Raw genomic sequence first — 25,119 nt, 5'->3', positions numbered from 1 at the left:
ATAAGTGGTATACATGTGGTAGGAGGTGTTTGAATGAATTTTCACCAGTTACCGACTAAACACATTGAAAAAATATCACTGAATGTGACCGATCTTGAAAAATCAATTGAGTTTTATAAACATATCTTAGGCTTTGATATTCTTACAAAGCATGAAAACCATGTTGAACTGACTTTAGATGGAGAGAGAGCATTAGTCGAGTTAGTCCAGCCAGCAAATGCTGAACCTTTAGATCCTAATAAGACTGGTCTATTTCATGTAGCATACTTAGTACCTAAAAGAGCTGATTTGGCGAATGCCCTCTATTATTTTTTGAGTGAAGAGTTTCCGATTCAAGGAGCATCGGATCATGGGGTTTCAGAAGCTATTTACTTAGCAGATCCTGATGGCAATGGAATCGAAATCTATGCTGACCGAGACGAAAAGGATTGGAAATGGAGTGCCGGTCAAGTGAAAATGATGACAGAACCAATCCAATCAGAAGAATTGATCGCTAGGAGAACACCTGGGGGATGGAATGGGCTTCCTCAGGAAACGACTATCGGCCATATACACCTTCAAGTTCACAATTTAGCACTGGCCGAACCGTTTTATAGAAAAATAGGTTTTGAGAAAGTAGCTAACTATGGTAGCCAAGCCTTTTTCATAGCTGATCAAAAGTATCATCATCACATTGGATTAAACATATGGCGCAGTGCCAATAGCCAACCTAAAGAATCAACTGAAGCGGGGTTGAATTGGTTTCGAGTGAAGATGACTGAAAGCGAACGGAAGAACACTTTAAGAGGTTTGCTGGAATTGGATTATGATGTGAATCAATCACTAGATTACTATGAAGTGCGAGATCCATCGGGAATCATCGTACATTTCTAGTGTTGTTAGGAAAGTAGTCACTGATAGGTCATAGGACAACCATAGGCAAGAAGCATCAAAACTATTTTTGAAATATGTTCTATCCATGACTTAAGTTCCATTTTTGGAAATATTGTTTAAATATATTTTTATCCGGGTATCTCTCTAATACGCGCAGCGAAAAACATAAAGTTGTGCAAGATAATCACAAAAAAAGGGAGTGCTTTTAAAATGAGAAAAATGCTATTTAGTTTATTCTTAGTTCTTACATTAGGGCTAGCTGCTTGTGGTGGCGGAGATGAAGAGCCAGAAGAAAACACAGAAGACACTGAAGAAATGGAAGACAGTGAAGGCACAGAAGATTCTGAAGGCACAGAGGATTCTGAAGGTACAGAAGGCGATTCTGAAGACACAGAAACAGATTCTGAAGATACAGAAGGCGACACGGAAGACTCTGAAGACGACATGAGCGACTCTGAAGACGACATGAGCGACTCTGAAGACACTGAATAATATTAACTTATAAGCAAAAGCAGGGATTCTGTCCCTGCTTTTTTGTTTGTTTATGAATTGTTTAGAATTCATACATAGGGGTATCTTCTTGGTAAGCAACAGCATTAATAGAATCTATATGAGGAGTGTTCATAAGCATGAGAAATCTTTTATTCAGTCTATTTTTAGTTCTTTCGCTAGGGTTAGTTGCCTGTGGAGATGATGGAGAAATGGAAGAAGAGATGGAGGACACTGGCGAAGAAGTAGAGGATGTAGGAGAAGAAGTTGAAGATGATGTTGATGAAGCATCTGACCAAGCTGAAGAAGAAATGGAAGAGGAAGAATCAGAAGAAGAAGATGACGACTCAGATAGTTAATTGAATAGGAGAATGAAGAGACGGAGCGGTTACGCTTCGTCTTTTTTATGTTTGACGTTGTTAAAGAGTAACTTAGAATTGAAAACCCTTTCAATTATCTGAATAGTTTTATTTTATTTTTATGCAGCAAAAACCCTTTAAGTTTGTATATTTGTGTGATAATATTCATTTAATCGAATAAATATTCATAAATTGGGAAGGGGTTTTATAAATGAAGAAGTGGTTATTATCAATCTTGTTTATTGTAGCTGCGATGCTGGTCATTTCAGCATGCGGAGCAGAAAGTGAAGACGAAGCAGTGGGGGACTTAGAGGAAGAGTCATCTGAAGAGTCATCAGGTGCAGAGGAAGAAAGTGATGAAGAAGTTGAAGGGTCTTCTGAATCTAGCGGAGAAGCGGCTATTGAAGATGGAGTACTTAAAATGGGTACATCAGCAGATTTTCCTCCTTTTGAATCCATAGATGAATCAGGAGAATTTGTAGGTTTCGATATTGATTTAGCACATAAGATTGCTGATGAGTTAGGTTATGAATTAGAAATTTCAGATATGAGCTTTGACGGTTTGATCGGTGCACTACAATCTGAACGTGTGCATATGGTGCTAGCTGGGATGTCAGCAACGGAAGAGCGTAAAGAGAACGTTGATTTCTCACCGGCTTATCACCACTCAGGTGAATATTTTGTCACTCAAGATGGTTCGGACATTACTTCAATCGAGGATATTGAAGGCAAAGTCATAGGTGTTCAACAAGGTACCATCCAAGAAGAAGGAGCAAAAACACTTCAAGAAGACTATGATTTTGAAATCAAAGGAATGACTGAATCTTCTACTTTAATCCAAGAATTGATAACTGGGCGTGTCGATATTGCTTACATGGACACGACTGTTGCAGAGGGACATATCGAAGAGCAAGGATTAGCTGGATTTGAAGATCCAACAACAGCTTCACCAGGAATGGCAGTTGCTTTTCCAAAAGATAGTGAACTTACTGATGAAGTAAGTGAAGTAATTGAAAAGTTCCTAGAAGATGGAACGATCGAAGAGCTTGAAGAAAAGTGGGAGCTTGGGGAAGACGAATAAGACAACTAGACAATTAGCTTAGTAGAAAGAGGTGAATAAGGCATGAATTTGGACTTTAGCCAAATCGTGCCTTATATTCCTTTTATGTTGGAAGGAATATGGGTCACATTACAATTCGTAATTATAGCAATTATTTTTGGTTTTATATTAGGCTCCGTTATTGCCTTGATTAAAATTGGTAAAACAGGCTGGTTACGATGGATGGCAGATTTTTATACATCCATCTTCAGAGGAACACCTCTGATCTTGCAACTTTTACTTATTTATTATGCGATCCCGCAACTGACGGGTTACGACATATCTCCATTCTTATCAGCAATTTTGACGTTTGGACTGAATTCTTCCGCTTACGTATCAGAAATTATCCGTGCAGGTATTCAAGCTGTTGATAAAGGTCAACGTGAAGCTGCAGAAGCCTTAGGTATTCCATACAGACCTATGATGTTGAAAATTATTCTACCTCAGGCGATGAAGAATATTCTTCCTGCCTTAATGAATGAGTTTATTACATTGACCAAAGAATCAGCGATTGTGTCGGTAATCAGCTATTTAGACTTGATGCGTCGTGCACAGGTGGTAAGTTCACAAATCTACCGAAACTTCGAGCCACTATTATTTGTGGGAATCATCTATTATATTATGGTCATGCTTCTGACATTGCTCGGCAAATATGTTGAGAAAAGGATGAGACAAAGTGATTAGAATTGAGAATTTGCATAAAAAGTTTGGAAAAAATGAAGTGCTTACGGATATTAATACGACGATCGACAAAGGGGAAGTTGTAGCCATTATCGGTCCATCTGGATCTGGTAAATCAACTCTATTACGTTGTATCAATCTATTAGAAGAACCGACTTCAGGATCTGTTTATGTACATGGGAAAGATATAACCCAGCCTAAAACAGATATTTTAGAGATTCGCCAAAAGGTCGGCATGGTATTCCAACATTTTCATTTGTTTCCTCATATGAAAGTGATCGATAATTTGACGTACGCGCCGATGAAAGTCAAAGGGATGTCAGAGAAAGAGGCAAAGGAGAAAGCAATGTCCCTCTTGAATCAAGTTGGTTTGAATGAAAAAGCAGATGCATATCCAACCAGCTTGTCAGGAGGGCAAAAGCAACGTGTTGCAATTGCTCGAGCACTCGCTATGGAACCAGAGTTAATGTTATTTGACGAGCCAACTTCTGCTCTTGACCCTGAGATGGTAAAAGAAGTGCTTGATGTTATCAAATCGCTAGCACACTCAGGCATGACTTTGGTAGTAGTAACCCATGAAATGGGATTTGCAAAAGAGGTCGCTGATCGAATCATTTTTATGGATTACGGGAAGATAGTCGAAGAAAATTCTCCGAAAAAATTCTTTGAGGAAGCTCACACGGAGCGTGCCAAGGATTTTCTAGCAAAAGTGCTATAGTACTGATGGATTAATTGTTTAATAGAAGGTTACGCCTACATTTTTTGGGGTAAAAAATGAACATGGACACAAAATATTCAGAAAATGTAGGTGAAAACATTGAACACAGACTATTTTAAGAATCCTGTATTTTATGTATCAGCTACTGTTATAACGATACTCGTAATAATAGGAGCTATAGCACCGAAGCAATTTGGTACGGTAGCAGGTAAATTGTTCACGTTTACCACCGCTAATTTTGGGTGGTTCTACTTAATTTCAGTAATGGTTATCCTAATTTTCTTAACAGGTCTAGCATTCAGTCGATTTGGTAAGATTCGTCTTGGTGGCCAGGATGAACGACCAGAATATCCATGGTTCACTTGGATCGGGATGTTGTTCTCTGCTGGTTTTGGTGCAGGGCTAGTGTTCTGGGGTGTTGCAGAACCAATGTCTCACTTCTTTACAACTCCATTTGATAACATTGAACCACAGACAGAAGAAGCAGCACGTGTTGCTATGGGGTACTCTTTCTTCCACTGGGGAATCAGCCAATGGTCAGTATTTGCCATTGTTGGTCTCGTAGTAGGTTTCATGCAATTCCGTAAAAAAGATGCAGGTTTGATTTCGACAGCAATGGAGCCAATCACTGGTAAAAATAAAATCGTTACGAATACCATTGATTCATTGGCTGTTATTGCGACAGTAATGGGTGTAGCAACCTCATTAGGTTTAGGTATTTTACAAATGAATGGTGGTCTGACGTCAGTTTCAGCCGTTCCTAACGCGGTGTGGGTCCAGTTGATCATCACATTAGTCGTCTTTGTTGCATACATGACATCAGCAACGACAGGCTTGAATAAAGGTATTAAATATTTGAGTAATGTGAACTTAGGTCTATGTATTTTGCTATTATTATTCGTTCTAATCGCAGGCCCGACAGTATTCATACTGAATGCCTTTACTCTAGGGATAGGTGACTACATCACAAACTTCTTCCAATATAGCTTGCGGTTAACCCCATATGAGGGAGACACATGGGTTCGTGAGTGGACGATTTTCTATTGGGCTTGGGTTATTGCTTGGTCTCCTTTCGTCGGTGCGTTCGTAGCTCGAGTATCACGAGGACGTACGATCCGCGAATTCATCTTTGGTGTCATGGTCGTGCCTCCAGTCATTGCATGTGTATGGATTGCAGCATTCGGAGGTACAGCATTATTTGAAGATTTGAATCGCGGAGGAGAGATTGCTGAAGCAGTAGATAATGATATCACAGTGGCCTTGTTCCAGGTTTATGAGACTGTACCATTAACTACTGTCATGTCGCTGTTGTCCATCCTATTGATTTTTACATTCCTAGTGACTTCAGCAGACTCAGCTTCATATATTTTAGGAACGATGACATCGAAGGGTAGCTTGAATCCACCGATGTTCTTAAAACTAGTATGGGGTGTCCTCATTTCAGCAATAGCAGCAGTGTTGCTACTTGCTGGAGGACTTGATGCGTTGCAGACCGCTTCGCTGGTGGCCGCCTTACCGTTCACGGTGATCATGTTGATTATGCTAGCCGGTATTTTCAAGATGCTCAAAAAAGAACCAATCCCTATCTCGAAACGGGATTTGAGACGCCATCAGAGATTGGAAAATGCTGCTGAAGAAGACAATAAAGAATAGAGTTTGAAACGGGTGTGGTAAACCACATCCGTTTTTTTATGTTTAAGAAAAAATGAAGAATTAGCACGGAGTTTTGTTGATAAGAATTGAATTGCGCCACTTTTCTTCCCTTTTTCGTTAATAAAGGACTGAGTAGATGTTAATTTGGGAAATTATAGGTATTATTGCGCCACTTTCTTTAATAATTGCGCCACTATTATAAGCTGGTAGGAGGACACTTGCGTTTTTTAACTTTCGTTGAATGTGTATAATTAGAATGTATTTTTTATACTTTAAGAATATTTAACTTTGTTAAAGGATCAAAGTATGTGAAAAACTAGGGCTTTCGCCATTAGGACTTGGCGAGAAGCCAAGTTTTTCTCAAAATGAGGAGTCGTGACCAGCATGAGGTTAACAAAAGATTTAGCCAAAGCAGTCATTCGGCGTTTGGCTGATGACATAGAGTTTCCGATAAATATTATGGACGATAGCGGAATGATTGTAGCAAGTTCAGACCCTAAGAGAGTTGGAAGTATCCATTTCGGTGCTAAGCGTGCACTAGAGAAACAAAAAGAAATCATCGTTACAGAGGAAAACAATGACGAATACGCGAATTCAAAGCCTGGAGCGAATGTACCGATTGTATTGCATGATGAGATAATCGGAGTAGTTGGAATTACAGGTAACCCTTCGCGCACGACATTAATCGCAAATGTGGTCAAGGCCACAGTTGAAATATTAATTGAACAAAACTTGAATGAACGACAGTATTTTTATCAAGAACAGAGGCTACAGAATTGGCTCTCACACTTATTACATCCTTCAACGGTAGATATAGAGGAAGTGAGGGAAGAATCGAAGCAAGTGATTAATTTCGATGAGGATCAATCATATCAAATACTTCTATTCGTCTGTGAACACGAAAACCTTGTCATAGATGAAGTGAAACATTTCATGACCAAATACTTTCCTTCACACCTTTTTGCTACGATTGCACAAAAGCATGAAATCATCGTCGCCTTACCTATGCAAATTAAAGAAGAGCAATTGGACCCCTTCATAAACTCACTAGCTATCCAACAGGTGATTATTGGTGATTTCAGAAGTGGTTTAAAAGGAATCAGGCAATCGTACTTTACTGCTAAGAAGACATCTGAGATTAAACAACAATCGGCAATAAATACTAAGGGTAAGGTTATATTTTCTGAAAACCACAGGTTAGAAATATTGATATCTTATTTGGATTATGAATCAATTGACCTTCTTTACCCATATGAAGATAGACAACTGACTGACTTGTCACCAATCTATCTAAATACATTTCTTGCGTATGTCGAAAATAATTTGCAGATCAACCGGACGTCCAAGATGCTTCATATTCATAGAAATACTCTGAATTATCGTTTGGAAATGGTTAAGAAAAAGACTGGCTTGGACCCTCGCAACACTAAGGATTTGATGACTTTATGGATGCTCATTCATCAGAATTGATTGGGCATTTGCACAAAATAATTAACAGAAAATTTAAATATTTTGTTCATTATGATGATTGTTTATAAAATTGTCATAATTTAAACTGTGTAGTCAGAAAGGGGAGAGGTTATGATTACGATTTGCCCGGACTCCTTCAAGGGAAGTATTTCGGCAAAGAAAGCAGCTCAGGTGATGGAAAAGGCATGTAAACAAGTGCTCCCTGTAGAAGAAGTCGTCACAAAGCCTATGGCTGATGGCGGGGAGGGTACTGTAGATGCCTTGATTTTTGCAACAAAAAGTAAGCGTTTTCATAAAGAAGTAACCGGGCCATTCGGGGAAAAAGTTCAAGCTTTGTATGGGTGGAATGACGCAACGAAGACGGCCTATATAGAAATTGCTGAAGTTGCAGGCTTGGTTTCAATACCTGTTGAAAAGCGCGACCCAATGAAAACTACTTCATATGGGTTAGGTGAATTAATCATTCACGCTTTAGACAATAAAGCTGAAAGAGTCATCGTCGGACTTGGAGGGAGTGCAACCAACGATGGTGGGCTAGGAATGCTTCAAGCTTTAGGCGCAAAGTTCTTTTCGCAACAAAAGCTAATTGGAAGAGGGTTTGGTGAAGATCTGTTGAACGTCGAAGAAGCTGATTTGTCTGGGTTAGACCGACGTTTACAACACACTGAAATATCTGTTGCTACTGATGTAACGAATCCGTTATGTGGGCCAGAAGGAGCTAGTTACATATTCGGTCCACAAAAGGGCGCTTCTTCAAATGAAATTGCCCAGCTCGATGATGCTCTGAATAAATTCGCTGAAATGGTTGAAAAGAAATCTGGTCATGAATACAGTAATGCGGCAGGTTCGGGAGCGGCAGGAGGCCTAGGTTTTGCTTTACTGGTTGCCGGTGGAAAACTGGTATCTGGAGCAGAACTGGTTAGTGAAATCATTAAATTAGAAGAAGAAATTATGAAAAGTGAATTGGTTTTGACGGGTGAAGGACAGTCGGACCGACAAACATTGTTTGGGAAAGCTCCGGGATATGTCGCAGGACTCGCTAACAAACATGATGTTCCTGTGGTAGTGATATCCGGTGGAATAGATGATGAAGATCAAGAATTGAATAAACATTTTTCTGGAGTGTTTTCGATTATGGAGCGTCCTATGTCTGTAGAAGAAAGCATGGAACGAGCGGAGGAATTACTTTTTAATCAAACAGTTAGAGTACTTCAGTTCTACAAATATTTAAAGAATTAATAGATAACAAAGAGGAGGTCAATGATGGAAGGTTTTGGCTTAGTACTAGTAATCATTGCGTCAGTTCTACTGGTCATCGGTTTAACGGCGAAATTGAATTTGCATCCATTTTTATCACTCATAATTGCGGCGTTCGCATTAGGAATCGTAGCTGGGTTACCGTTAAGTGACGTTGTTGCAGCGGTCAACGACGGATTCGGTGGCTTGATGGGTGGCATCGGACTGGTGATCGTATTCGGTACGATCATTGGGGTCTTATTAGAAAAGACAGGAGCTGCTTATCGTATGGCAGAGGTCGTCCTGAGAATAGTAGGACAGAAACGTCCCCAGCTAGCGATGAGTGTCATCGGCAGTATTGTAAGTATCCCTGTGTTTTGTGATTCAGGATATGTCATCTTATCATCCTTGAAAAAGGCGTTGGCGAAACGTGCAAAAGTGGCAGTAGCTTCAATGGCGATTGCTTTGTCGACTGGACTATTTGCGACTCACACGCTAGTTCCTCCGACACCTGGTCCGATTGCGGCCGCAGGAAACATTGGTGCTGAACAGTATTTAGGAACCATCATTCTAATCGGTATTGTCGTAGCGATCCCGACAATTATGGCAGGTTATTTCTGGGCGATCAAAGTCGGTACGAAAATTAAAGTCGAAGGTGAAGACGAGTGGGATTTTGATTATGACGAAGTTGTTAGTGAATTCGGTCAAATGCCTTCAACTGGAAAGGCTTTTGCGCCTATTCTTGTTCCGATCCTGCTTATTGGATTAGGTTCAGTCGTAACATTCGCGGGATGGGAAGGACTATTTTTTGACATTCTATTATTCTTAGGCGCACCAGTTGTCGCATTGTTAGTGGGTGTAATTTTCGCCTTTGCCCTAGTTCCTAAATTCAATAAAGAAACGATGAATGACTGGGTAGGAATAGGAATTAAAGAGGCAGCTCCAATCTTGCTGATCACAGGTGCAGGTGGTGCCTTTGGAACGGTCATTTCTTCTACGAATATTTCAGGATTTATAGAAGGTTTCGCAAGTAACTCCTTCTTGACAGGTGCTTTATTCTTACTTGTACCATTCCTGATTGCAGCAGCTTTGAAAACGGCTCAAGGTTCTTCAACGACAGCACTAGTCATTACATCAACACTAGTCGCTCCGTTATTGACTGACGTAGGAATCGATGGTGCTCTACCATTGGCTCTAGTTGTCATGGCAGTCGGTGCAGGTGCAATGGTGGTTTCTCATATCAATGACAGCTACTTCTGGGTCGTAAAAGAATTTAGTGGTATGTCTGTAACACAGGCATACAAAGCTCAAACAGGCGGTACACTCGTACAAGGTTTAGTTGCGATCACTGTTTCTATCCTGCTCTGGGTAGTTCTTGTATAGAGAATAAAGTGAAGAGGTGCAGGACTGCATCTCTTTTCTTATGAATAAAAACACTCCTGTTCTGCTCATACTTTGATTAAGGAATCAAAACGACATCTTATGAAAGAAGTTGAGCAGATGAATATATATAGAATGTTTCTAGTAACATTGCTGATCAGTCTTGCTTTAGGACAACTGTATCTTTGGTATACGGAAAGTGATGAACAAAGTATGCCTGTTTTCACAGAAGAGGTGGTAAAAGCAAATGCAACAGAATATGAAGAAATAAGAATCCAACCACTTCATAAGCAGGCAAAGACTTATGAACTGAATTTTCAGGTTCCTGTATTTAAAGATGAAAACCTTACGAACTTTTTCGAAAAGCAAGTTCAGACAATGAAAACTCAATTTTTAACAGCGATTAAAATGTATGATCAAGTTAGTGCTGAGCGTAGAGGGAGTCTATACATCACCACTGACATTTATGAGGGTGGAGAAGGTCTGTATTCAATTGTTATTGATGAAGAAAGTTACACAGGCGGAGCAAATGTAAACCAAAGAACAAAAGTCTTTTTGGTAGATATGAAGAGTAAAGAGCTAGTCGATCGGTCGAAAATTTTCAAAGATCCTAATCAAGCAAGGGATGTACTTTTACCATTGGTGGAAGAAGGTCTAGTTAAGCAATATGAAGGGTACGTACTGGAAGATGAATTAAATAAGTGGTTGAGTCAGGAGGGCTATGACTTCTCAAACCTCTACGTACGAGACGGTGCCTTTGTTTTCAAGTTCAATAAATATGAAGTTTTAGCTGGAGCTGCAGGCATGCCTGAAGTCGTCATTCCAATTTCCGAAGTAAAAGATTTAATAGACGATGAGTGGCTAAAAAGATTTCAAAGTGAATAGAAAGTCGAACCAAATTAACGGAAAAAAATCGGGTGCTCACTTGACTAAGTAGCATCCATTTTCGGAACGTAAACAATAAGAATGTATGATATGAGGGCATTAAATAAGTAATTTAATGCTCTTTTTATATTAATCATTATTGTTTATTATATCCTTCGCAAATGCTTTAGCTTCTTCTTCGATATCGTTTTCTTCCGTTCGATATTGGATTTCATATCCGATATCTTCAAAGTTAATAAGCATAAAAACTGTCTTAGTTTCTCTTTCAATTAGTTGATATCGAACATCATGATTCTTAAATTCAATCGTTTTAGCGCCTTGAATTTCCCCTGATCCTTTAGAGACTCTTACCATGACAGCAGTTCTATCTTTATATAATTCACCGTAAATAATTTCTCGGCGTGGGTTAATTTCTTCCCATGATTCTTTAAATTCTTCATCAACTTTTTCATCAAGGGAAACTTTATATTCTACCGTAGCTTGAAAGGGCTCACCATTAATAGGTTCACCGTCCTCGAATTCTGGACTATACTCTACATGAACATGGCCAATGGGGTCATCTATCTCAGGCAAGTAAGGTGCAATTCCTAAATGATTATTTATTTCATCACTAATATCTGAATGACTGCCAGCTTCTTGCCCACACCCTACTAAGAGAAACAATCCAACAATGATTAAGTATTTCTTCATAATATTTTTGTCCTCCTATAAGTTAACCGAAACAGTTATTATTGTTATATTACCATAAAAATACCAAATCGCTTAAAATTCAATAAATTTACTTTTCTACAATCTCCGACAAATGCTTTGTATGAAAAAAGTAGTCCAATCATGGGTACAGGGAATATGTACTCCAAAACTGAACTACTTAGTATAAACTCATTTTTTCTTAACTGCTTGTTCGTAATTGACTCTGATATAAGTCTGCGTAGCGTCCTTTTTGTTTGATCAACACATCGTGAGAACCTTGTTCAATGATTTTACCATGCTCGAGCATGATGATTTGATCAGCACTTTGGATCGTGTTGAGTCGGTGTGCGATGACAAAGCTTGTGCGTCCTTCCATTAGTCGTCCTAGAGCCTCTTGGATCTTCACCTCTGTAACAGTGTCGATACTGCTTGTTGCTTCATCTAGCACTAAAATTTTTGGATCAGCTAAAATCGCTCTGGCAATTGTCAGCAATTGCATTTGTCCTTGACTAATCCCACTTCCGTCCGTGCTTAGTAACGTGTCGTATTGGTCGGGCATTTTCATGATGAATGAGTGAGCATTAGCATTTTTGCCTGCCTCGACCACTTCCTCATCTGTTGCATCCAGTCGGCCATAGCGGATATTTTCTCGGATTGTTCCTTGGAATAAAAATGCATCCTGTAATACGAAAGCCATATGTTTTCTTAAGCTAGCACGCTTAATATTTTTGATTTCGGTTCCGTCTAGCAGGATTTGTCCGCTATCATAATTGTAGAAGCGGGAAATCAAGTTGATGATTGTTGTTTTTCCTGCGCCTGTGTGCCCGACGAATGCGATAGTATTTCCGGCATTAGCCTTGAAAGATACACCTTTCAAAACAACTTCATCTTCGTCATAAGAAAATGTGACGTCCTTAAACTCCATTTCACCTTTTGGTTCATCAATCTCTATGGCCTCTGATTCGTCTAGTTCCTCGCTGTCTTCATCAATAATATCAAAGACGCGTTCAGCCCCGGCTACTGCTGATAGTAGCTGGTTGAATTGATTGGATAATTCGTTGAGTGGGCGTGTAAACTGTCGGGCAAGCTCAGTGAAAATAACGATCGTACCCACTGTGACAGACCCCTGAATTACGAGAATACCACCGATAAAAGCGATGATTGCGAAACTGAAAGAGTTCAGCATATTCATCAGCTTAGGAATGAAACCTGAAAAGACAGACGCCCAATAGCTCGACCTCATAACACGGTCGTTACGTTGATGGAATTCACTTTTCACACGATCTTCTTGGGAGAAAGTTTTCACGATCCTTTGTCCTGAAACCGTTTCTTCTACATACCCGTTCAAATCTCCTAACCTTTTCTGTTGGATTTTGAAAAGGGGTCCGGTACGCTTCGTAATCCATTTCATGCCGAACACCATCATTGGAATGATCGACATCGTAACAAGTGCCAGAATTGGACTCAAATAAATCATTACTGCGACCGTCCCAAGCAGTGTCAAGATACTTGAGAAGATCTGGATTACTGATTGATTCAACGTATTACTGACATTATCTACATCATTGGTAATCCTACTCATGATTTCGCCGAATTGTCTTTTATCAAAAAATGAAATCGGCAATTGATGTAGTTGGTTGAACAGTTGAGATCTCAGGTCGAAAACAGTGTTCTGAGCAATTCCCACCATAAAAAAGTTTTGAAGAAAAATCGCTAGTGAGTAAAAGAGATATATGAAAAACAGTGCCCATAACGTCTTACTTAGTCCTTCGACATTTTGATTGTCGATGAAGCGGTCAATAGATGAACCAATCATGTAAGGACCCAGTATTGCGAGCCCTGAACTGATTACAACCATCATAAATACGAACAGCAGGATTTTGTTATCTTTCATCAACAAACTCCAAATACGTTTGATGGTCCCTTTCCAATCTCGCACGCGAGGTTTGGCACGTTCATCCTGGACATGTTCGGCTTCGTTCAGGTCAATTTTTTCGTAACGGAACGGTTCAGCGAGCTGCTTTCTGATCATATGCTTCCTCCTTTCCGAACTGAGACTCGACAACCTTTTGATAGAGATCATTCGTTTGCAATAAGTCTGCGTGCGTTCCTTCTGCAATCAATTCCCCGTCGTCTAATAGTAAAATACGATCGGATTCCATTGCCGTAGTCACTTTCTGGGTGACAATCAACGTGGTACATTCGTATTCCTGAATGGCTTCAAGCAATTTCGATTCAGTCTTTAAATCCAGTGCACTGGTACTATCATCGAGCATTAATATCTTGGGCTGACGGATCAAAGCACGAGCTATGGAAACACGCTGCTTTTGCCCTCCAGATAGATTGACACCTTTTTGGCCGATCTTCGTTTGATAACCATTTGGAAGATTAGCTAACGTATCATGGATTTGGGCATCTTTGGCGGCCTGCATGACTTCGGCTTCTGTCGCATCGTTTTTCCCCCAGGCGATGTTGTCGAAGACCGATCCGGTAAATAAGAGAGGCGCTTGAGGCACATAACCAATTGCCTTTCTTAAGTTATCGAGTTTCAAGCGTTCGACCGGATACCCATCGATAAATACTTTTCCTTCATTCGTATCATAAAGTCTAGGCACTAATTGAAATAAAGAAGTCTTCCCTGATCCGGTGGAGCCTATAATAGCAATCTTTTCGCGCGGCTTTGCTGTGAATGAAACGTTATCAAGTACATTCGCTTTTAATCCTGGGTAACGGAAAGTGACGTTTGAGAACTCCACTTTTCCTTCGGTGATCTTATGAGAGTCATCCGCATCATCTGCTTCCAATAAGTCCACTTCGGCATCCATCACTACTTGTAGACGTTCTACAGATGCTTTGGCACGGGCAAAAGCCATCGTTAGAAAGCCGAACATGGAAATCGCCATCGATACTCGTAAGGCATAGTTCACGATTGATACAATTTCTCCTGTTGTTGCCTGATTATTACCTACCTCGATATAACCGAGCCAGATGATTGCTATTAAACTCATGTTCATTACGAAAAGTAGGACGGGCATCGAGGATTCAATCACTCGATAGGAGGTTTTCGTGCGTTTCATCAAATCTGTATTCGCGTCCATGAACCTTGATTTCTCATGGTTTTTGCGTAAAAATGCTTTGATCAACCGAATACCCGCTAAGTTCTCCTGCATGACACGGTTGACGAAATCCAGTCGCGATTGCACCTTTTTGAACAGACTGCTTCCCTTTTTCAATAAAAAGAACAAGAATCCGATCAAAAGCGGTACGGATATGAAAAAAACGAGTGCGATTCTCCAATTGACGATGAATGCCATAATGACTCCGCCGAGCGCAAGCAAAGGTGCACGTAACATGATTCGAAGTGCCATGAATATCCCTGTTTGAACTTGCCTTACATCGTTTGTGAAGCGAGTAATTAACGATGAAGTTGGATAGTCGTTCAAATTTTTAAACGAAAATGATTGTACTTTTTCGAATAATTTCTCCCGTACATCATAGCCGAAACGATATGTAGCGTGTGATGCGAAGAAAGAATTGGTTATTCCCGCTGAAAAAGACAACAACGCTAGACCAATCATGATGGATCCCCAGAATATGACTTGATCGTAGTTGCCTACTTCAATTCCGTCATCGATCATTTTACCCAATATGAAAGGGAGCATCAGCTCAACTGATAATTCAATGAGCATTAAAGTCCAAGCGATGCCTACGTGTAATTTATATGGTTTTAAATAAGATAAAATTGATTGTTTCATGATGGCTCCTCCACCGATTGATGTTATTCTATATAGAGATATAATTCGGAATTCGAATAATATACCAATGATACTTATTTTATCTCGATTTAATCATTTTACATAGAGATTTGAGTTATTTTTCTGAAAAAGGAGTCAACTATGAACATTAGGCATGCTACAGAAAAGGATTTACCGGTCATTTTAGAGATTTATAATGAGGCGATACGGACGCTGACAGCCACATTGGATAACGAAGAGATGGATTTAGAAGAGCGGGAAAATTGGTTGAAAAGTCATGAAGACCCTTTCTTTGTGTTAGTTGGAGAAATTGATGGCAACGTGGTCGGTTATGGTTCGATCTCACCACACTCATCCAAGGAAGGGTATCGTCCCACCAGTAATTTATCGATTTATTTGAAAGCTGAATGCCGTGGCAGGGGTTACGGTGCAAGGATGATGCAAGCTTTGATTGATCAGGCTGTGGATAATGGATTCCATTCTGTATTGAGTTTGATAGCTTCGGGAAATGAAGCTAGTGTGTACTTGCATGAACAGTTCGGTTTCGAGCATCGAGGAACTTTAAAAGAAGTAGGTTGGAAATTTAACCGCTGGTTGGATGTTTATTATTATCAAAAAAATTTATAAGCTTCAGTTGACAGACAGATTGTTTACCCCCTAAACTAATTGATAGTTGTTTTTAGTTTAGGGGGTAAACCTTTGGATAAGCGATTGTATGAAGCAGTAGAACTTTTTGAAGAAGTGATGATTTATGGTACGAGTAGAATCTTGAAATCTGTTGATGGTGACGTTTGGCGAGATTTTTCTCGAGAACAAGTCCAGATGATGAAGCTTATTGAGAAAGAAGAAGGAATGACATCTAATAGACTCGCAGAACTGCAAGGGGTACATAAAAGTGCAGTCTCGAACCGTTTGAAAAAGTTATTAGATAAAGAAGTTGTCGAGATGATTCCTGATGAAAATGATCAACGGACGAAGTTGATCATGCTTACTGAGAGAGGAAAACAAGTGGTGGAGAAGACGAATGAAATGGTCTTTCAATATATTGAAAGAATCTTCTCTGAGCATATAGAAGAAGAGGAATTGGAACAGTTCATCAGCATGTTCCGAAAAATAAAATCGATATTGAAAGTGGATGGGGAGTAGCAGATGGGTAAAGTCATAAAGTTCAGATGGTACATTTTGATAGGAATAATTGCTCTTACAGGGGCTTTGTTTGTTTTGTCTCCAAATTTAACGGAGCAGGCGGAGGAAGCTGGCACCTTCCAATTATCGAACGATGCCGATTCACAGCGTGCGGCTGAAATTCTGGAGGAAGCTGGTTCAACTTCAGATACCATATCAATCGTATTTGCCCTTGAAAGTGAGCTGAATGAAGATCAACGTTCATCGATTGAAAACATGGTCGATGAAATCGATTCATATGGTGCACCAGTTGAAGAAGTGGTGAATCCTTTTGAATCAGATGAACTAGAATCTCAGTTTGTTTCAGAAGATGAGCAAACTGTTCTTTTACCAATACAGGTAGATGGTGAAGAGGTCGCAATTAATGAACTAGCTGAGCACATAAGGGCCGATATCATCCCGAATGAGTGGACCGCTTATGTTACGGGCGAACCAATTATTAATCATGAAGTGAATGAGAGTGCACAAGAAGGGCTGGAAAGAACTGAAATTATAACCGTCGTACTTATTTTTGGTTTACTACTGGCGGTCTTCCGCTCGATTGTAACTCCTTTAGTTCCTCTGGTAGCTGTCGGTTTGACCTACCTTATGAGTCAGTCGGTTGTGGCATTTTTCATTGATTGGTTCGGTTTCCCGGTATCAAATTATACACAGATCTTTTTAGTAGCGGTGCTCTTCGGGATCGGAACGGATTATTGCATCTTGCTATTGAGTAGGTATAAAGAAGAGCTGACATTAGGGAAGTCAGTAAACGATGCAATCATTGAGACATATCGGACTGCAGGAAAAACATTGGTGGCAAGCGCGATCTCAGGGTTTATAGCGTTCATGGTGATTATTTTTGCTGACTTTCCAATCTATAAATCTGCAGCAGGGGTCGCAATAGGTATTGCTATCTTGCTGTTAGTACTGTTTACAGTCATGCCATTTTTCATGGCAGTACTGAAAGATAAACTATTCTGGCCATCTAAAAAGGCAGCAAAACATAGCGATAGCAAGCTATGGGCGTGGATGAGTAAAGTCTCCGTGGTGAGACCTATCTTTTCAATTTTCATCGTGGCCATTATCACAGTCCCTTTACTGCTGATGTATGAAGAGGATCTATCTTTTAACATGGTAGATGAAATTGGCGATGGTTATGGGTCTGTTCAAGGACTTGAAAGAATCGAAGAGGCCTTCGGCACAGGGGATTCTTTACCGATAGAAATTGTTCTGAATGGCGAAGAAGAACTAGCAACTTCAGAAGAAATTCCATATGTTGAACAAGTGGTAAGTAAAGTTGCATCGGTTGAAGGTGTTAAATCTGTCAGAACCATTACTCGACCTGATGGCAATTTATTAGAAGACTTGAAAGTCGATGAACAATATGAACAAATCGAAGAGAATTTTCCTGAGGCTAGAGAAGGATTGTCTGGTGTATCGGGTGGAATTTCATCCATTCAACAAAACTTGGGCGAGTTGACTTCCCAAGCAGGACCTCAGATGTCTGAAGAGCTTGTGAATATTCAAAATGATCTAGCAACTGCCTTCAACAGATTGAATGAAGCTGAAAGTCTATTGAACCAAGCTGAGGATCTTCCTTCTACAGTCACTCGATTATCAGAGGTTGAAGATCAACTGGACACTGCTGAAAGTGATATGGAAGAACTCCAGTCACAACTTTCACAGCAAGGATCTCAGGGAGAAGCCCTAGCAGAAGCACTCGGACAAATGTCAGGAGGCATTGAGGAATCACGACTTGGAATTGAGGAGATCCGTTCTGGGTTAGAAGATGCTGAAGAAATGGTAACTTCAATTGAAGAGAGTGAAGCAGCTCAATCGACAGGTCTTTATGTTCCTGAAGAGGTCTTAGAAGAAGAGTCGTTCAGTAGATTAGTAGATCAGTATACATTCGGTGAAGGTAATGGGATGACTGTTGAAGTCGTTCTAGAAGATGATCCATATTCTGTAGAAGCGATGGATACTCTGGAAGAAATCAAAGCCCAGTTGGATTCAGAAGATTTAAGTGGTGCACTGAGTGATGCGGAGATAGCATATAGTGGGGTTACTAGTATTAACCATGATTTAGATGAAATCTCTTCCGATGACTACACTCGTACGATTATTATCATGTTGAGTAGTTTATTCGTGGTTTTACTATTCTTGCTTCGATCAGTCGTCATGCCGATTTACATGATTGGTTCGTTGTTATTGACCTATTTTGCATCTGTCTCTGCAGCAGAATTGATTTTCGTGAATCTATTAGGTTATGACGGAATCAGTTGGGCTGTACCATTCTTCGGGTTTGTCATGTTAATCGCACTTGGTGTGGATTACTCGATCTTTTTACTAGAAAGATATAACGAAGAAGCGACTAATGGCGTTCGCCTACAATTTGCAATGAAGAAAGCAATGGCGAAAATGGGTACTGTGATCATCACAGCGTCCATCATTCTAGCAGGTACCTTTGGTGCCATGCTCCCATCAGGTGTACTTAGTCTGATTCAGATTGCAACAATTGTTATCACTGGGTTACTCATGTATGGGTTGATTGTTCTGCCACTGTTCATCCCAGCTGTAACAATGTTGCTCGGAAAAGTTGCTTGGTTCCCATTTAAGAAAAAATAGTCATAAGAAAAACGGAGCTCTAAAGGTGAGCTCCGTTTTTTCTGGTTTAATTAAAACCAAAGTTATATCTATTCGTTGATTAACTGAACCTAAAACAGAATCAACTGAAGCTACGCGTTAATTAACTGAATCTATAACAGAATTAACTGAAGCTATACGTCGATTAACCGATTAAATCCTCCATCATTTTTGATGGTTCTTATTTATTGAGTTTCCTCATGCTCTATTGAGTCAACGACATAGGCCTCTCCATTGTATACAATGTTAAATGTGAATATTCCGTTTCTCATTTGTCCGTCCTTTTCCTGGATAACCTGATATTCCTTTTCAGAAACTTGCTCTGTACTATAAGGCTCTTCTAGGTTAATAAATACTGGCCCGCCAGTTGCTACTAGATATAGTCCATTATCTTCCCGGACGTAGGTCTCAATCAAATATTGTGCTTGGCTTCTAGACATGACTGTCATGAAATCGTTTCGAATTTCTTCAATTGAGTCGTGCGTTGTGATTCTTTGATCGTCAGCTTGGCCTTCAAGAAAATTATTAACCTTTTCCTCATATTCGGTCAGAACTTCTTCTAAATCAGGTTCAGGTGGTCCTTGATTGGATTCTAGGTTATCCCTTGTAATTGGAGTAACTGCTTCAGCTTCCATATAATCTCGGAATGCTTCGCTACTACCTTCGAACTGAACGTAGACTTCTTCGCTTTCGTCGTATGCAAATGCTAATTCAGCAATCGTCTGAGTCAGTTCTCCTTTTTCCCCGCTCGTTATAGATTCTTCAAAAGGTTCGAAGTCCATCGTTACTGTGCCCTTTTCGTCAATGGCAACAGCATTCAACGTGGCATCTCCGGAAAGTTGATTCAAGATGTTCTCGCTATCTTGCATTGCCTCGACTACATCAATTTCAAGTTTTGTAAAAGGTTTGCCATACGGTTCATAATCGAAGAAAGATTCTTCTTCCTCTTCAACGACCGTATTTTTTTCATCGTCAACTTGAATGGTGCTTACTGATGTGCCTTCGCTATCGTTCAGAGAAATTTCCCAAATACTTGAATCTGAATCAAATGAAACTGAATCAACCACTAAAACTTCAGTATCTTCGAAATCAGTAGACGATAATGCTGTATTCAAAGCTTCTTGTTCGGTCAAATTAGATTCATCGACCGTTTCGCTTTCTTGAATTTCGATTTCATCAATAGAAGCTTGAGCTGGATAAGATTCTTCTTGACCTTCATGCCATACATACACAAACTGTCCCATTTCTATTCCATCCGGTACGTCACTGTACCAAACAGCTTGGTATTGATCATTATCAGAAAGCTCAGGTTCAACGACCAATATTCGATCTTCGTCCATCTCCATTACATAACCTTCAATAGATGGATCTTCCTCGTTTGAAGGTTCATCGTCCGTAGTAGGGGCTTCGGCAGTATTAAAGAAATCCCCGTCAGCGCTGGCAAAGATGACTGCGCCAATCAATATTACAGCTAACATGGACATAACAACTTTCCAAGGAAATAGGGGAGCTTTTTGAGGAGGTTCATTGTGACGTGCGATTTTATCAAACACTTCTTCTTTGTCCGATTTAGTAAAGCGTAAATTCTCGTTATTTTGATATGCTTTTCGCATTTTTTCTAACTTTTTATCCAAACTGTTCACCCCCGTTTCCATCAAGGAATGTCTTTAGACGCTCTCTACCGCGCTTCAATCTAGCTTTGACAGTATTCAAATTTGTCTCTAATACTTCAGCTATCTCTTTTGTGGATAATTGTTCAAAGTAGTGAAGAATAATCACTTCACGATACTTCACCGGTAATTCATATACATGTTCCATTAATGTATTCGCCTCTTCATCTTCAATGGAAATATGTTCAGGCGTTTGATGCTCTACAGCTGATTCTTTCTTGAACGTTCTTTCCATCTTATCTTTTAACTTTTGTTGCCGGTATTTCCAACTTCTTAAGTGATCCTTGCTCTTATTAATAGCAATGCGATAAATCCAACTTTTGAGCTCTGATTCACCTTTGAACTGGTCTATCTTTTGATAAACCTTAAGAAATACTTCTTGTGAAATGTCATCTGCATCGGCATGATTGCTCACGTATGTGAAAACAAGACGTTTGATTTCGTCCCCGTATTCATTCATGCATTCTTCTACGATTCGTAATCTATCTTGTTCGGTCATTTTTTGACTATAGTCTTTATCGTGTTCGAACACTGACATCCCCAACCTCCTTTCTTACCTAATATGACGCTTCCTTTACATTAGTGGTTGCATTTTTATAATTCCAGTTCCCTTTTGGTAGGAAACGCTAAACGAAAACGTGTATAATATTAACTAGCGAGATGCAACATTGGAGGATATACATGGAGGAAATAATTGAGTATTTGAAGAATCGTCAGGGTGAGATGCTTGAGCTTGTGGAAGATTTGGTGAAAATGGAATCCCCATCACAGGAGCCGATACTTACTTCGCAAATTGCTGAATATCTGACGATCTGTTTTACGAAAATGACAGAGGGAACTTATACACGAATTTCAAGTGACGAATATACCGATCATATACGTGCTGAATGGGGAACAGGTGAGGAGCAGTTATTAATCCTCACTCATTTTGATACCGTATGGCCACAAGGAACAATTGAGGAAATGCCATTTTACGTGGAAGATGGAAAAGCATACGGACCAGGGACTTTTGATATGAAAGCTGGCATTGTACAGGCTTTATTCGCTATTCAAGCGATTCATGAGCTGAATATCCATTTGAACAAAAAAATTGTTTTGTTAATGACGAGTGACGAGGAGCTTGGAAGCCCGACATCCAAGGAAGCCATCATGGAGGAAGCTGAGAAGAGTTCACATGTATTTGTAATGGAGCCACCTTTAGGGGAAAACGGTGCGTTAAAAACGGCGCGTAAAGGCGTTGGAACATTCGATGTCAGTGTGACTGGAGTTTCTTCTCACGCCGGAATTGAGCCTGAAAAGGGAGCAAGTGCTATTACAGAGCTTGCTGAACAAATCACTTATCTATCATCTTTGACTGATTTAGTTAAAGGGACATCAGTCAATGTTGGGATTATTGACGGAGGTTCGTCCAAGAATGTGGTAGCTGAAGAAGCGCACGCAGTAGTGGATGTAAGAGTCCAAACTCAAGAAGAAATGGACCGAGTCGTTCCATTGATTGAAGCGCTCTCTCCTCAAGATGATGAGGTTAAGATTGAAGTTACAGGTGAAATCTACCGTCCCCCACTTGAGCGGACGGATGAAATTGAAGCCCTATTCGATCAGGCGAGTGTTTTATCAAAAAAATATCTAGGGTTTGAATTAGAAGAAGAGTCTACAGGTGGTGGCAGTGATGCTAATTTCACGGCTGAATTAGCCCCGACCCTTGATGGTTTAGGGGCAGTTGGTGATGGAGCACACGCTTCACATGAACATGTGATCATAGAAGAAATGCCAAAAAGAAGTGCCTTGTTGGCGATGCTTCTAGTCACCTGCGGGCAATCAAAGTAGGAGTGATTCAAATGGTTTTCAGACATCCTTATGTGAAAGTGCGAAGAGAAATAGACCATTGGAACTTCGAACAGAAATATATCGAAGAGGAATTCTGGGTCGAATTGACCGAAGAGAAGATTACGACAGATGAGCTTGTTTTTTCTATAGAGAAAGTGTTCGATCTATCTTACAAAATGTTATCTGAGGGATATGGATTCTTTTATTTGCATACTTCTAAGGGTGTTTTTACATTGCAGGTCAAAGAGAATCCGAGTGAATTCATAGAGAAATTCAGAGAAGTAGAGCGAAAGTGAGGGGAACATAATGGAAAAAAAGATATTATTAGTAGATGGGATGGCATTGTTATTTCGAGCGTTTTATTCAACTGCGATGAGTGGTTATTTCATGGTCAATAGCAAAGGGGTTCCGACAAATGCCGTGCACGGATTCGTCCGTCATATGATGACTGCAGCCAACACCTTCCAACCTAGCCATGTGATTTGTTGCTGGGATATGGGTGCACATACGTTCAGGAATGATCTGTATCCAGACTATAAAGCCAATCGAGGAGCACCTCCAGAAGAATTAGTACCACAATTCGATCTAGTCAAAGAAGTGACTGAATCGATGGAAATCCCGAATATTGGAGAAGTCGGTTATGAAGCGGATGACTGTATCGGTACACTTGCAAAAGCCTATCAAAGTGAAGCGGAGGTACATATTTTAACAGGGGACCAAGATATTCTTCAGTTATTGGATGAGAATATCAAAGTGATTTTGTTGAAAAAAGGGTATGGAAATTATGATATTTACCATGCTGAGAGATTTACTGAAGAAAAAGGAATTACGCCATACCAGATGATCGAGCTGAAAGCGATGATGGGTGATACGAGCGATAATTACCCTGGCGTTCGTGGTGTTGGTGAGAAAACTGCTTTGAAATTATTACAAAAGCATGGGACTTTGGAAGATATTTTGGCCAATTTGGACCAATTGACAAAAGCGCAGCGTGCAAAATTCGAGAATGATCTAGAGATGGTTCATTTATCTAGAAAACTGGCTGAAATCAATTGCGAAACAGGCGTGACATGTGACCTGAATGAAGCTGAATTTCGAATCAATCGTGAACGTGCAATGGAGAAATTCCAAGAGCTTGAATTCAAACGGTTAGATTCGTTGTTTTAGAGGGGTGTGTTGAATGAGGTTATGGTCAATCAATCCTAGTTATTTGGACGCCAAAGGGTTAGTTGCGCTATGGCGAGAAACATTGTTAGCACAGAAAGTGTTAGCTGGACAAACGAAGGGTTATCAAAACCACCCCCAGTTAGAAAGGTTTTATCAACACGAGGAACCGATGAAAGCAATTGGCATTTATCTTCAATATGTATATATTGAAGCAAAATCAAGAGGTTACAATTTTGATTCTTCAAAGATTTTACAACCCGAAGCGTGTGACCCGATTCCTGTAACAACAGGCCAATTAGATTACGAGTGGGCACATTTGCGTGCCAAGCTTAGAAAACGGGATCCCGAAAGGTTGAAGAAGATTAGTGAATCGAAGAGTAAAGTACTGATCCCTCATCCATTATTTGAAAAAAAAGAGGGACCGATTGCAAGTTGGGAAAAGATATAATCCTATAAAAGAAAAAATTCACCTCCTTGAGAATAATTTTCCTGTTCGTTATGCAAACTAACGTGGGAAAACGGGAGGTGAAATGAATGGCTAGAATAGCAGTAGAAGGTAATTTGAGTGATGTGAAACAAGCATTGCAAGAGAACGGGCACCAAGTAGTTGCATTAGAAGCGGACCAAGCACAAGATTGTGATTGTTGTTGCGTTTCAGGACAAGATCAGAATGTGATGGGTATGAGTGAGGCAACCACTCAAGCACCAGTTATAAATTGTAACGGAAAGACAGCAGAAGAAGTTGTACAGGAAGTGAACGAACGAGTGTAAAAAGCAGGAGCCCCCTGCTTTTTTCATTCATTAGGGGGATGCGAGATGAATTTTGTGAAGGCAAATGAAGTTTCTGAGAAAGAATATTTTACATACATCAATGATTGGCTAGATTATGATGAAAAGATTGTACCATCGGGACTTAGACAAATCCCTGATGACTTTAGTGAGTTTATGAAGCGTCTGATTAAGAAAGAAGATCCAAGCGGGGTTAAACCTGGTTGGGTTCCGAGTTCTACATATTTTCTATTGGATTCGGGCGGAAGAATCCTTGGAGCTGCGAACATTCGTCATGAATTGAATGAACCACTTCTTCAAATTGGAGGTCACGTAGGGTATGGTGTTCGGCCGACTGAGCGAGGGAAGGGATACGCTTCGCGAATGTTAGGAGAGTCTTTGAGTATTTTAAAGGCAATGGATATCGAACGAGCATTGATCACGTGTAATCAAGACAATCCAGCATCCCAAAAAGTTATATTGAAAAACGGTGGAAAGCAAGACGAATCGTTTGTTGAAGAGAGCGGTAATATCGTTGAACGTTATTGGATCGATGTTCTCTAAAAAAGGCACCCCAAAGCAGTGGGGT

General features: G+C 40.0%; 25 protein-coding genes. 20 read left to right on the top strand and 5 right to left on the bottom strand.

Annotated features, from left to right (window positions below; translation table 11 throughout):
• The first annotated feature begins 33 nt into the window (after positions 1-33).
• The 11 genes from CEY16_RS10125 (at position 34) to CEY16_RS10075 (ending at position 10,843) form a co-directional block, all read left to right on the top strand.
• Positions 34-873, top strand: coding sequence for a VOC family protein (locus CEY16_RS10125; RefSeq protein WP_101331898.1), 840 nt, complete (start codon positions 34-36; stop codon positions 871-873).
• Positions 874-1,083: 210 nt separating this feature from the next.
• Positions 1,084-1,365, top strand: coding sequence for a hypothetical protein (locus CEY16_RS10120; RefSeq protein WP_101331897.1), 282 nt, complete (start codon positions 1,084-1,086; stop codon positions 1,363-1,365).
• A gap of 137 nt (positions 1,366-1,502) precedes the next feature.
• Positions 1,503-1,721 (top strand): hypothetical protein, encoded by a 219-nt coding sequence (locus CEY16_RS10115; protein WP_101331896.1) that lies wholly within the window; start codon positions 1,503-1,505, stop codon positions 1,719-1,721.
• Between the two features lie 211 nt (positions 1,722-1,932).
• Positions 1,933-2,802, top strand: a complete 870-nt coding sequence (locus tag CEY16_RS10110) for a substrate-binding periplasmic protein (protein ID WP_101331895.1) — start codon at positions 1,933-1,935, stop codon at positions 2,800-2,802.
• Positions 2,803-2,844: 42 nt separating this feature from the next.
• Positions 2,845-3,504: an amino acid ABC transporter permease gene (locus CEY16_RS10105; protein ID WP_101331894.1), complete on the top strand. Its 660-nt coding sequence runs from the start codon at positions 2,845-2,847 to the stop codon at positions 3,502-3,504.
• On the top strand, positions 3,497-4,219 hold the full coding sequence (locus CEY16_RS10100) for an amino acid ABC transporter ATP-binding protein (protein WP_101331893.1): 723 nt from the start codon (positions 3,497-3,499) through the stop codon (positions 4,217-4,219). Before CEY16_RS10105 ends, CEY16_RS10100 begins: the two co-directional genes overlap by 8 nt.
• A gap of 99 nt (positions 4,220-4,318) precedes the next feature.
• Positions 4,319-5,872, top strand: a complete 1,554-nt coding sequence (locus CEY16_RS10095) for a BCCT family transporter (RefSeq protein ID WP_101331892.1) — start codon at positions 4,319-4,321, stop codon at positions 5,870-5,872.
• Positions 5,873-6,256: 384 nt separating this feature from the next.
• On the top strand, positions 6,257-7,342 hold the full coding sequence (locus CEY16_RS10090; protein ID WP_101331891.1) for a CdaR family transcriptional regulator: 1,086 nt from the start codon (positions 6,257-6,259) through the stop codon (positions 7,340-7,342).
• 111 nt (positions 7,343-7,453) lie between these two features.
• Positions 7,454-8,581 (top strand): glycerate kinase, encoded by a 1,128-nt coding sequence (locus tag CEY16_RS10085; protein ID WP_101331890.1) that lies wholly within the window; start codon positions 7,454-7,456, stop codon positions 8,579-8,581.
• 24 nt (positions 8,582-8,605) lie between these two features.
• Positions 8,606-9,961, top strand: a complete 1,356-nt coding sequence (locus tag CEY16_RS10080; RefSeq protein ID WP_101331889.1) for a GntP family permease — start codon at positions 8,606-8,608, stop codon at positions 9,959-9,961.
• A 117-nt stretch (positions 9,962-10,078) separates the two neighbouring features.
• A complete protein-coding gene (locus CEY16_RS10075; RefSeq protein ID WP_162297917.1) occupies positions 10,079-10,843 on the top strand; it encodes a DUF3298 and DUF4163 domain-containing protein in 765 nt (254 codons plus the stop codon).
• A gap of 129 nt (positions 10,844-10,972) precedes the next feature.
• On the opposite strand, the gene CEY16_RS10070 is transcribed toward CEY16_RS10075, so the two are convergent.
• The 3 genes from CEY16_RS10070 to CEY16_RS10060 all read right to left on the bottom strand — a co-directional run bounded on the left by CEY16_RS10070 (position 10,973) and on the right by CEY16_RS10060 (position 15,288).
• Positions 10,973-11,533, bottom strand: a complete 561-nt coding sequence (locus CEY16_RS10070) for a hypothetical protein (protein WP_101331887.1) — start codon at positions 11,531-11,533, stop codon at positions 10,973-10,975.
• Between the two features lie 199 nt (positions 11,534-11,732).
• Complete coding sequence (locus CEY16_RS10065) at positions 11,733-13,565, bottom strand: ABC transporter ATP-binding protein (protein WP_101331886.1); 1,833 nt, start codon at positions 13,563-13,565, stop codon at positions 11,733-11,735.
• Positions 13,543-15,288 (bottom strand): ABC transporter ATP-binding protein, encoded by a 1,746-nt coding sequence (locus tag CEY16_RS10060; RefSeq protein WP_101331885.1) that lies wholly within the window; start codon positions 15,286-15,288, stop codon positions 13,543-13,545. Before CEY16_RS10060 ends, CEY16_RS10065 begins: the two co-directional genes overlap by 23 nt.
• Before the next feature lie 141 nt (positions 15,289-15,429).
• Between CEY16_RS10060 and CEY16_RS10055 the strand changes: the two genes are divergently transcribed.
• The 3 genes from CEY16_RS10055 to CEY16_RS10045 all read left to right on the top strand — a co-directional run bounded on the left by CEY16_RS10055 (position 15,430) and on the right by CEY16_RS10045 (position 19,080).
• Positions 15,430-15,915 (top strand): GNAT family N-acetyltransferase, encoded by a 486-nt coding sequence (locus tag CEY16_RS10055; RefSeq protein ID WP_101331884.1) that lies wholly within the window; start codon positions 15,430-15,432, stop codon positions 15,913-15,915.
• 72 nt (positions 15,916-15,987) lie between these two features.
• A complete protein-coding gene (locus CEY16_RS10050) occupies positions 15,988-16,434 on the top strand; it encodes a MarR family transcriptional regulator (RefSeq protein WP_101331883.1) in 447 nt (148 codons plus the stop codon).
• Positions 16,435-16,437: 3 nt separating this feature from the next.
• Entirely contained in the window at positions 16,438-19,080 is a 2,643-nt protein-coding gene (locus CEY16_RS10045) for an MMPL family transporter (protein WP_101331882.1), read from the top strand.
• 203 nt (positions 19,081-19,283) lie between these two features.
• Here the strand turns inward: CEY16_RS10045 and CEY16_RS10040 are convergent, their stop codons facing one another.
• On the bottom strand, positions 19,284-20,732 hold the full coding sequence (locus CEY16_RS10040; RefSeq protein ID WP_101331881.1) for a DUF3221 domain-containing protein: 1,449 nt from the start codon (positions 20,730-20,732) through the stop codon (positions 19,284-19,286).
• Entirely contained in the window at positions 20,725-21,306 is a 582-nt protein-coding gene (locus tag CEY16_RS10035; protein WP_101331880.1) for a sigma-70 family RNA polymerase sigma factor, read from the bottom strand. The genes CEY16_RS10040 and CEY16_RS10035 overlap by 8 nt, the downstream gene beginning before the upstream one ends.
• A gap of 143 nt (positions 21,307-21,449) precedes the next feature.
• Here CEY16_RS10035 and CEY16_RS10030 point away from each other — a divergent pair, with 143 nt between their 5' ends.
• From CEY16_RS10030 to CEY16_RS10005, 6 genes are all read left to right on the top strand, one after another.
• Entirely contained in the window at positions 21,450-22,595 is a 1,146-nt protein-coding gene (locus CEY16_RS10030; RefSeq protein WP_101331879.1) for a M20 family metallopeptidase, read from the top strand.
• 11 nt (positions 22,596-22,606) lie between these two features.
• Complete coding sequence (locus CEY16_RS10025; protein ID WP_101331878.1) at positions 22,607-22,891, top strand: hypothetical protein; 285 nt, start codon at positions 22,607-22,609, stop codon at positions 22,889-22,891.
• Between the two features lie 10 nt (positions 22,892-22,901).
• Positions 22,902-23,762 (top strand): 5'-3' exonuclease, encoded by an 861-nt coding sequence (locus CEY16_RS10020; RefSeq protein ID WP_202908624.1) that lies wholly within the window; start codon positions 22,902-22,904, stop codon positions 23,760-23,762.
• 13 nt (positions 23,763-23,775) lie between these two features.
• A complete protein-coding gene (locus tag CEY16_RS10015) occupies positions 23,776-24,210 on the top strand; it encodes a pyrimidine dimer DNA glycosylase/endonuclease V (protein WP_101331876.1) in 435 nt (144 codons plus the stop codon).
• A gap of 86 nt (positions 24,211-24,296) precedes the next feature.
• Complete coding sequence (locus CEY16_RS10010) at positions 24,297-24,533, top strand: YkuS family protein (protein WP_101331875.1); 237 nt, start codon at positions 24,297-24,299, stop codon at positions 24,531-24,533.
• 45 nt (positions 24,534-24,578) lie between these two features.
• Positions 24,579-25,094 carry a GNAT family N-acetyltransferase gene (locus tag CEY16_RS10005; RefSeq protein WP_101331874.1) on the top strand — a complete coding sequence of 172 codons (516 nt, stop codon included), beginning with the start codon at positions 24,579-24,581 and terminating at the stop codon, positions 25,092-25,094.
• Positions 25,095-25,119: the final 25 nt, after the last annotated feature.

The organism is Halalkalibacillus sediminis, assembly GCF_002844535.1.
GTDB classification, from domain to species: domain Bacteria; phylum Bacillota; class Bacilli; order Bacillales; family Alkalibacillaceae; genus Halalkalibacillus_A; species Halalkalibacillus_A sediminis.
Note: the sequence above shows the minus strand (reverse complement) of the source record. Positions and strands in the feature narration are given on the sequence as shown.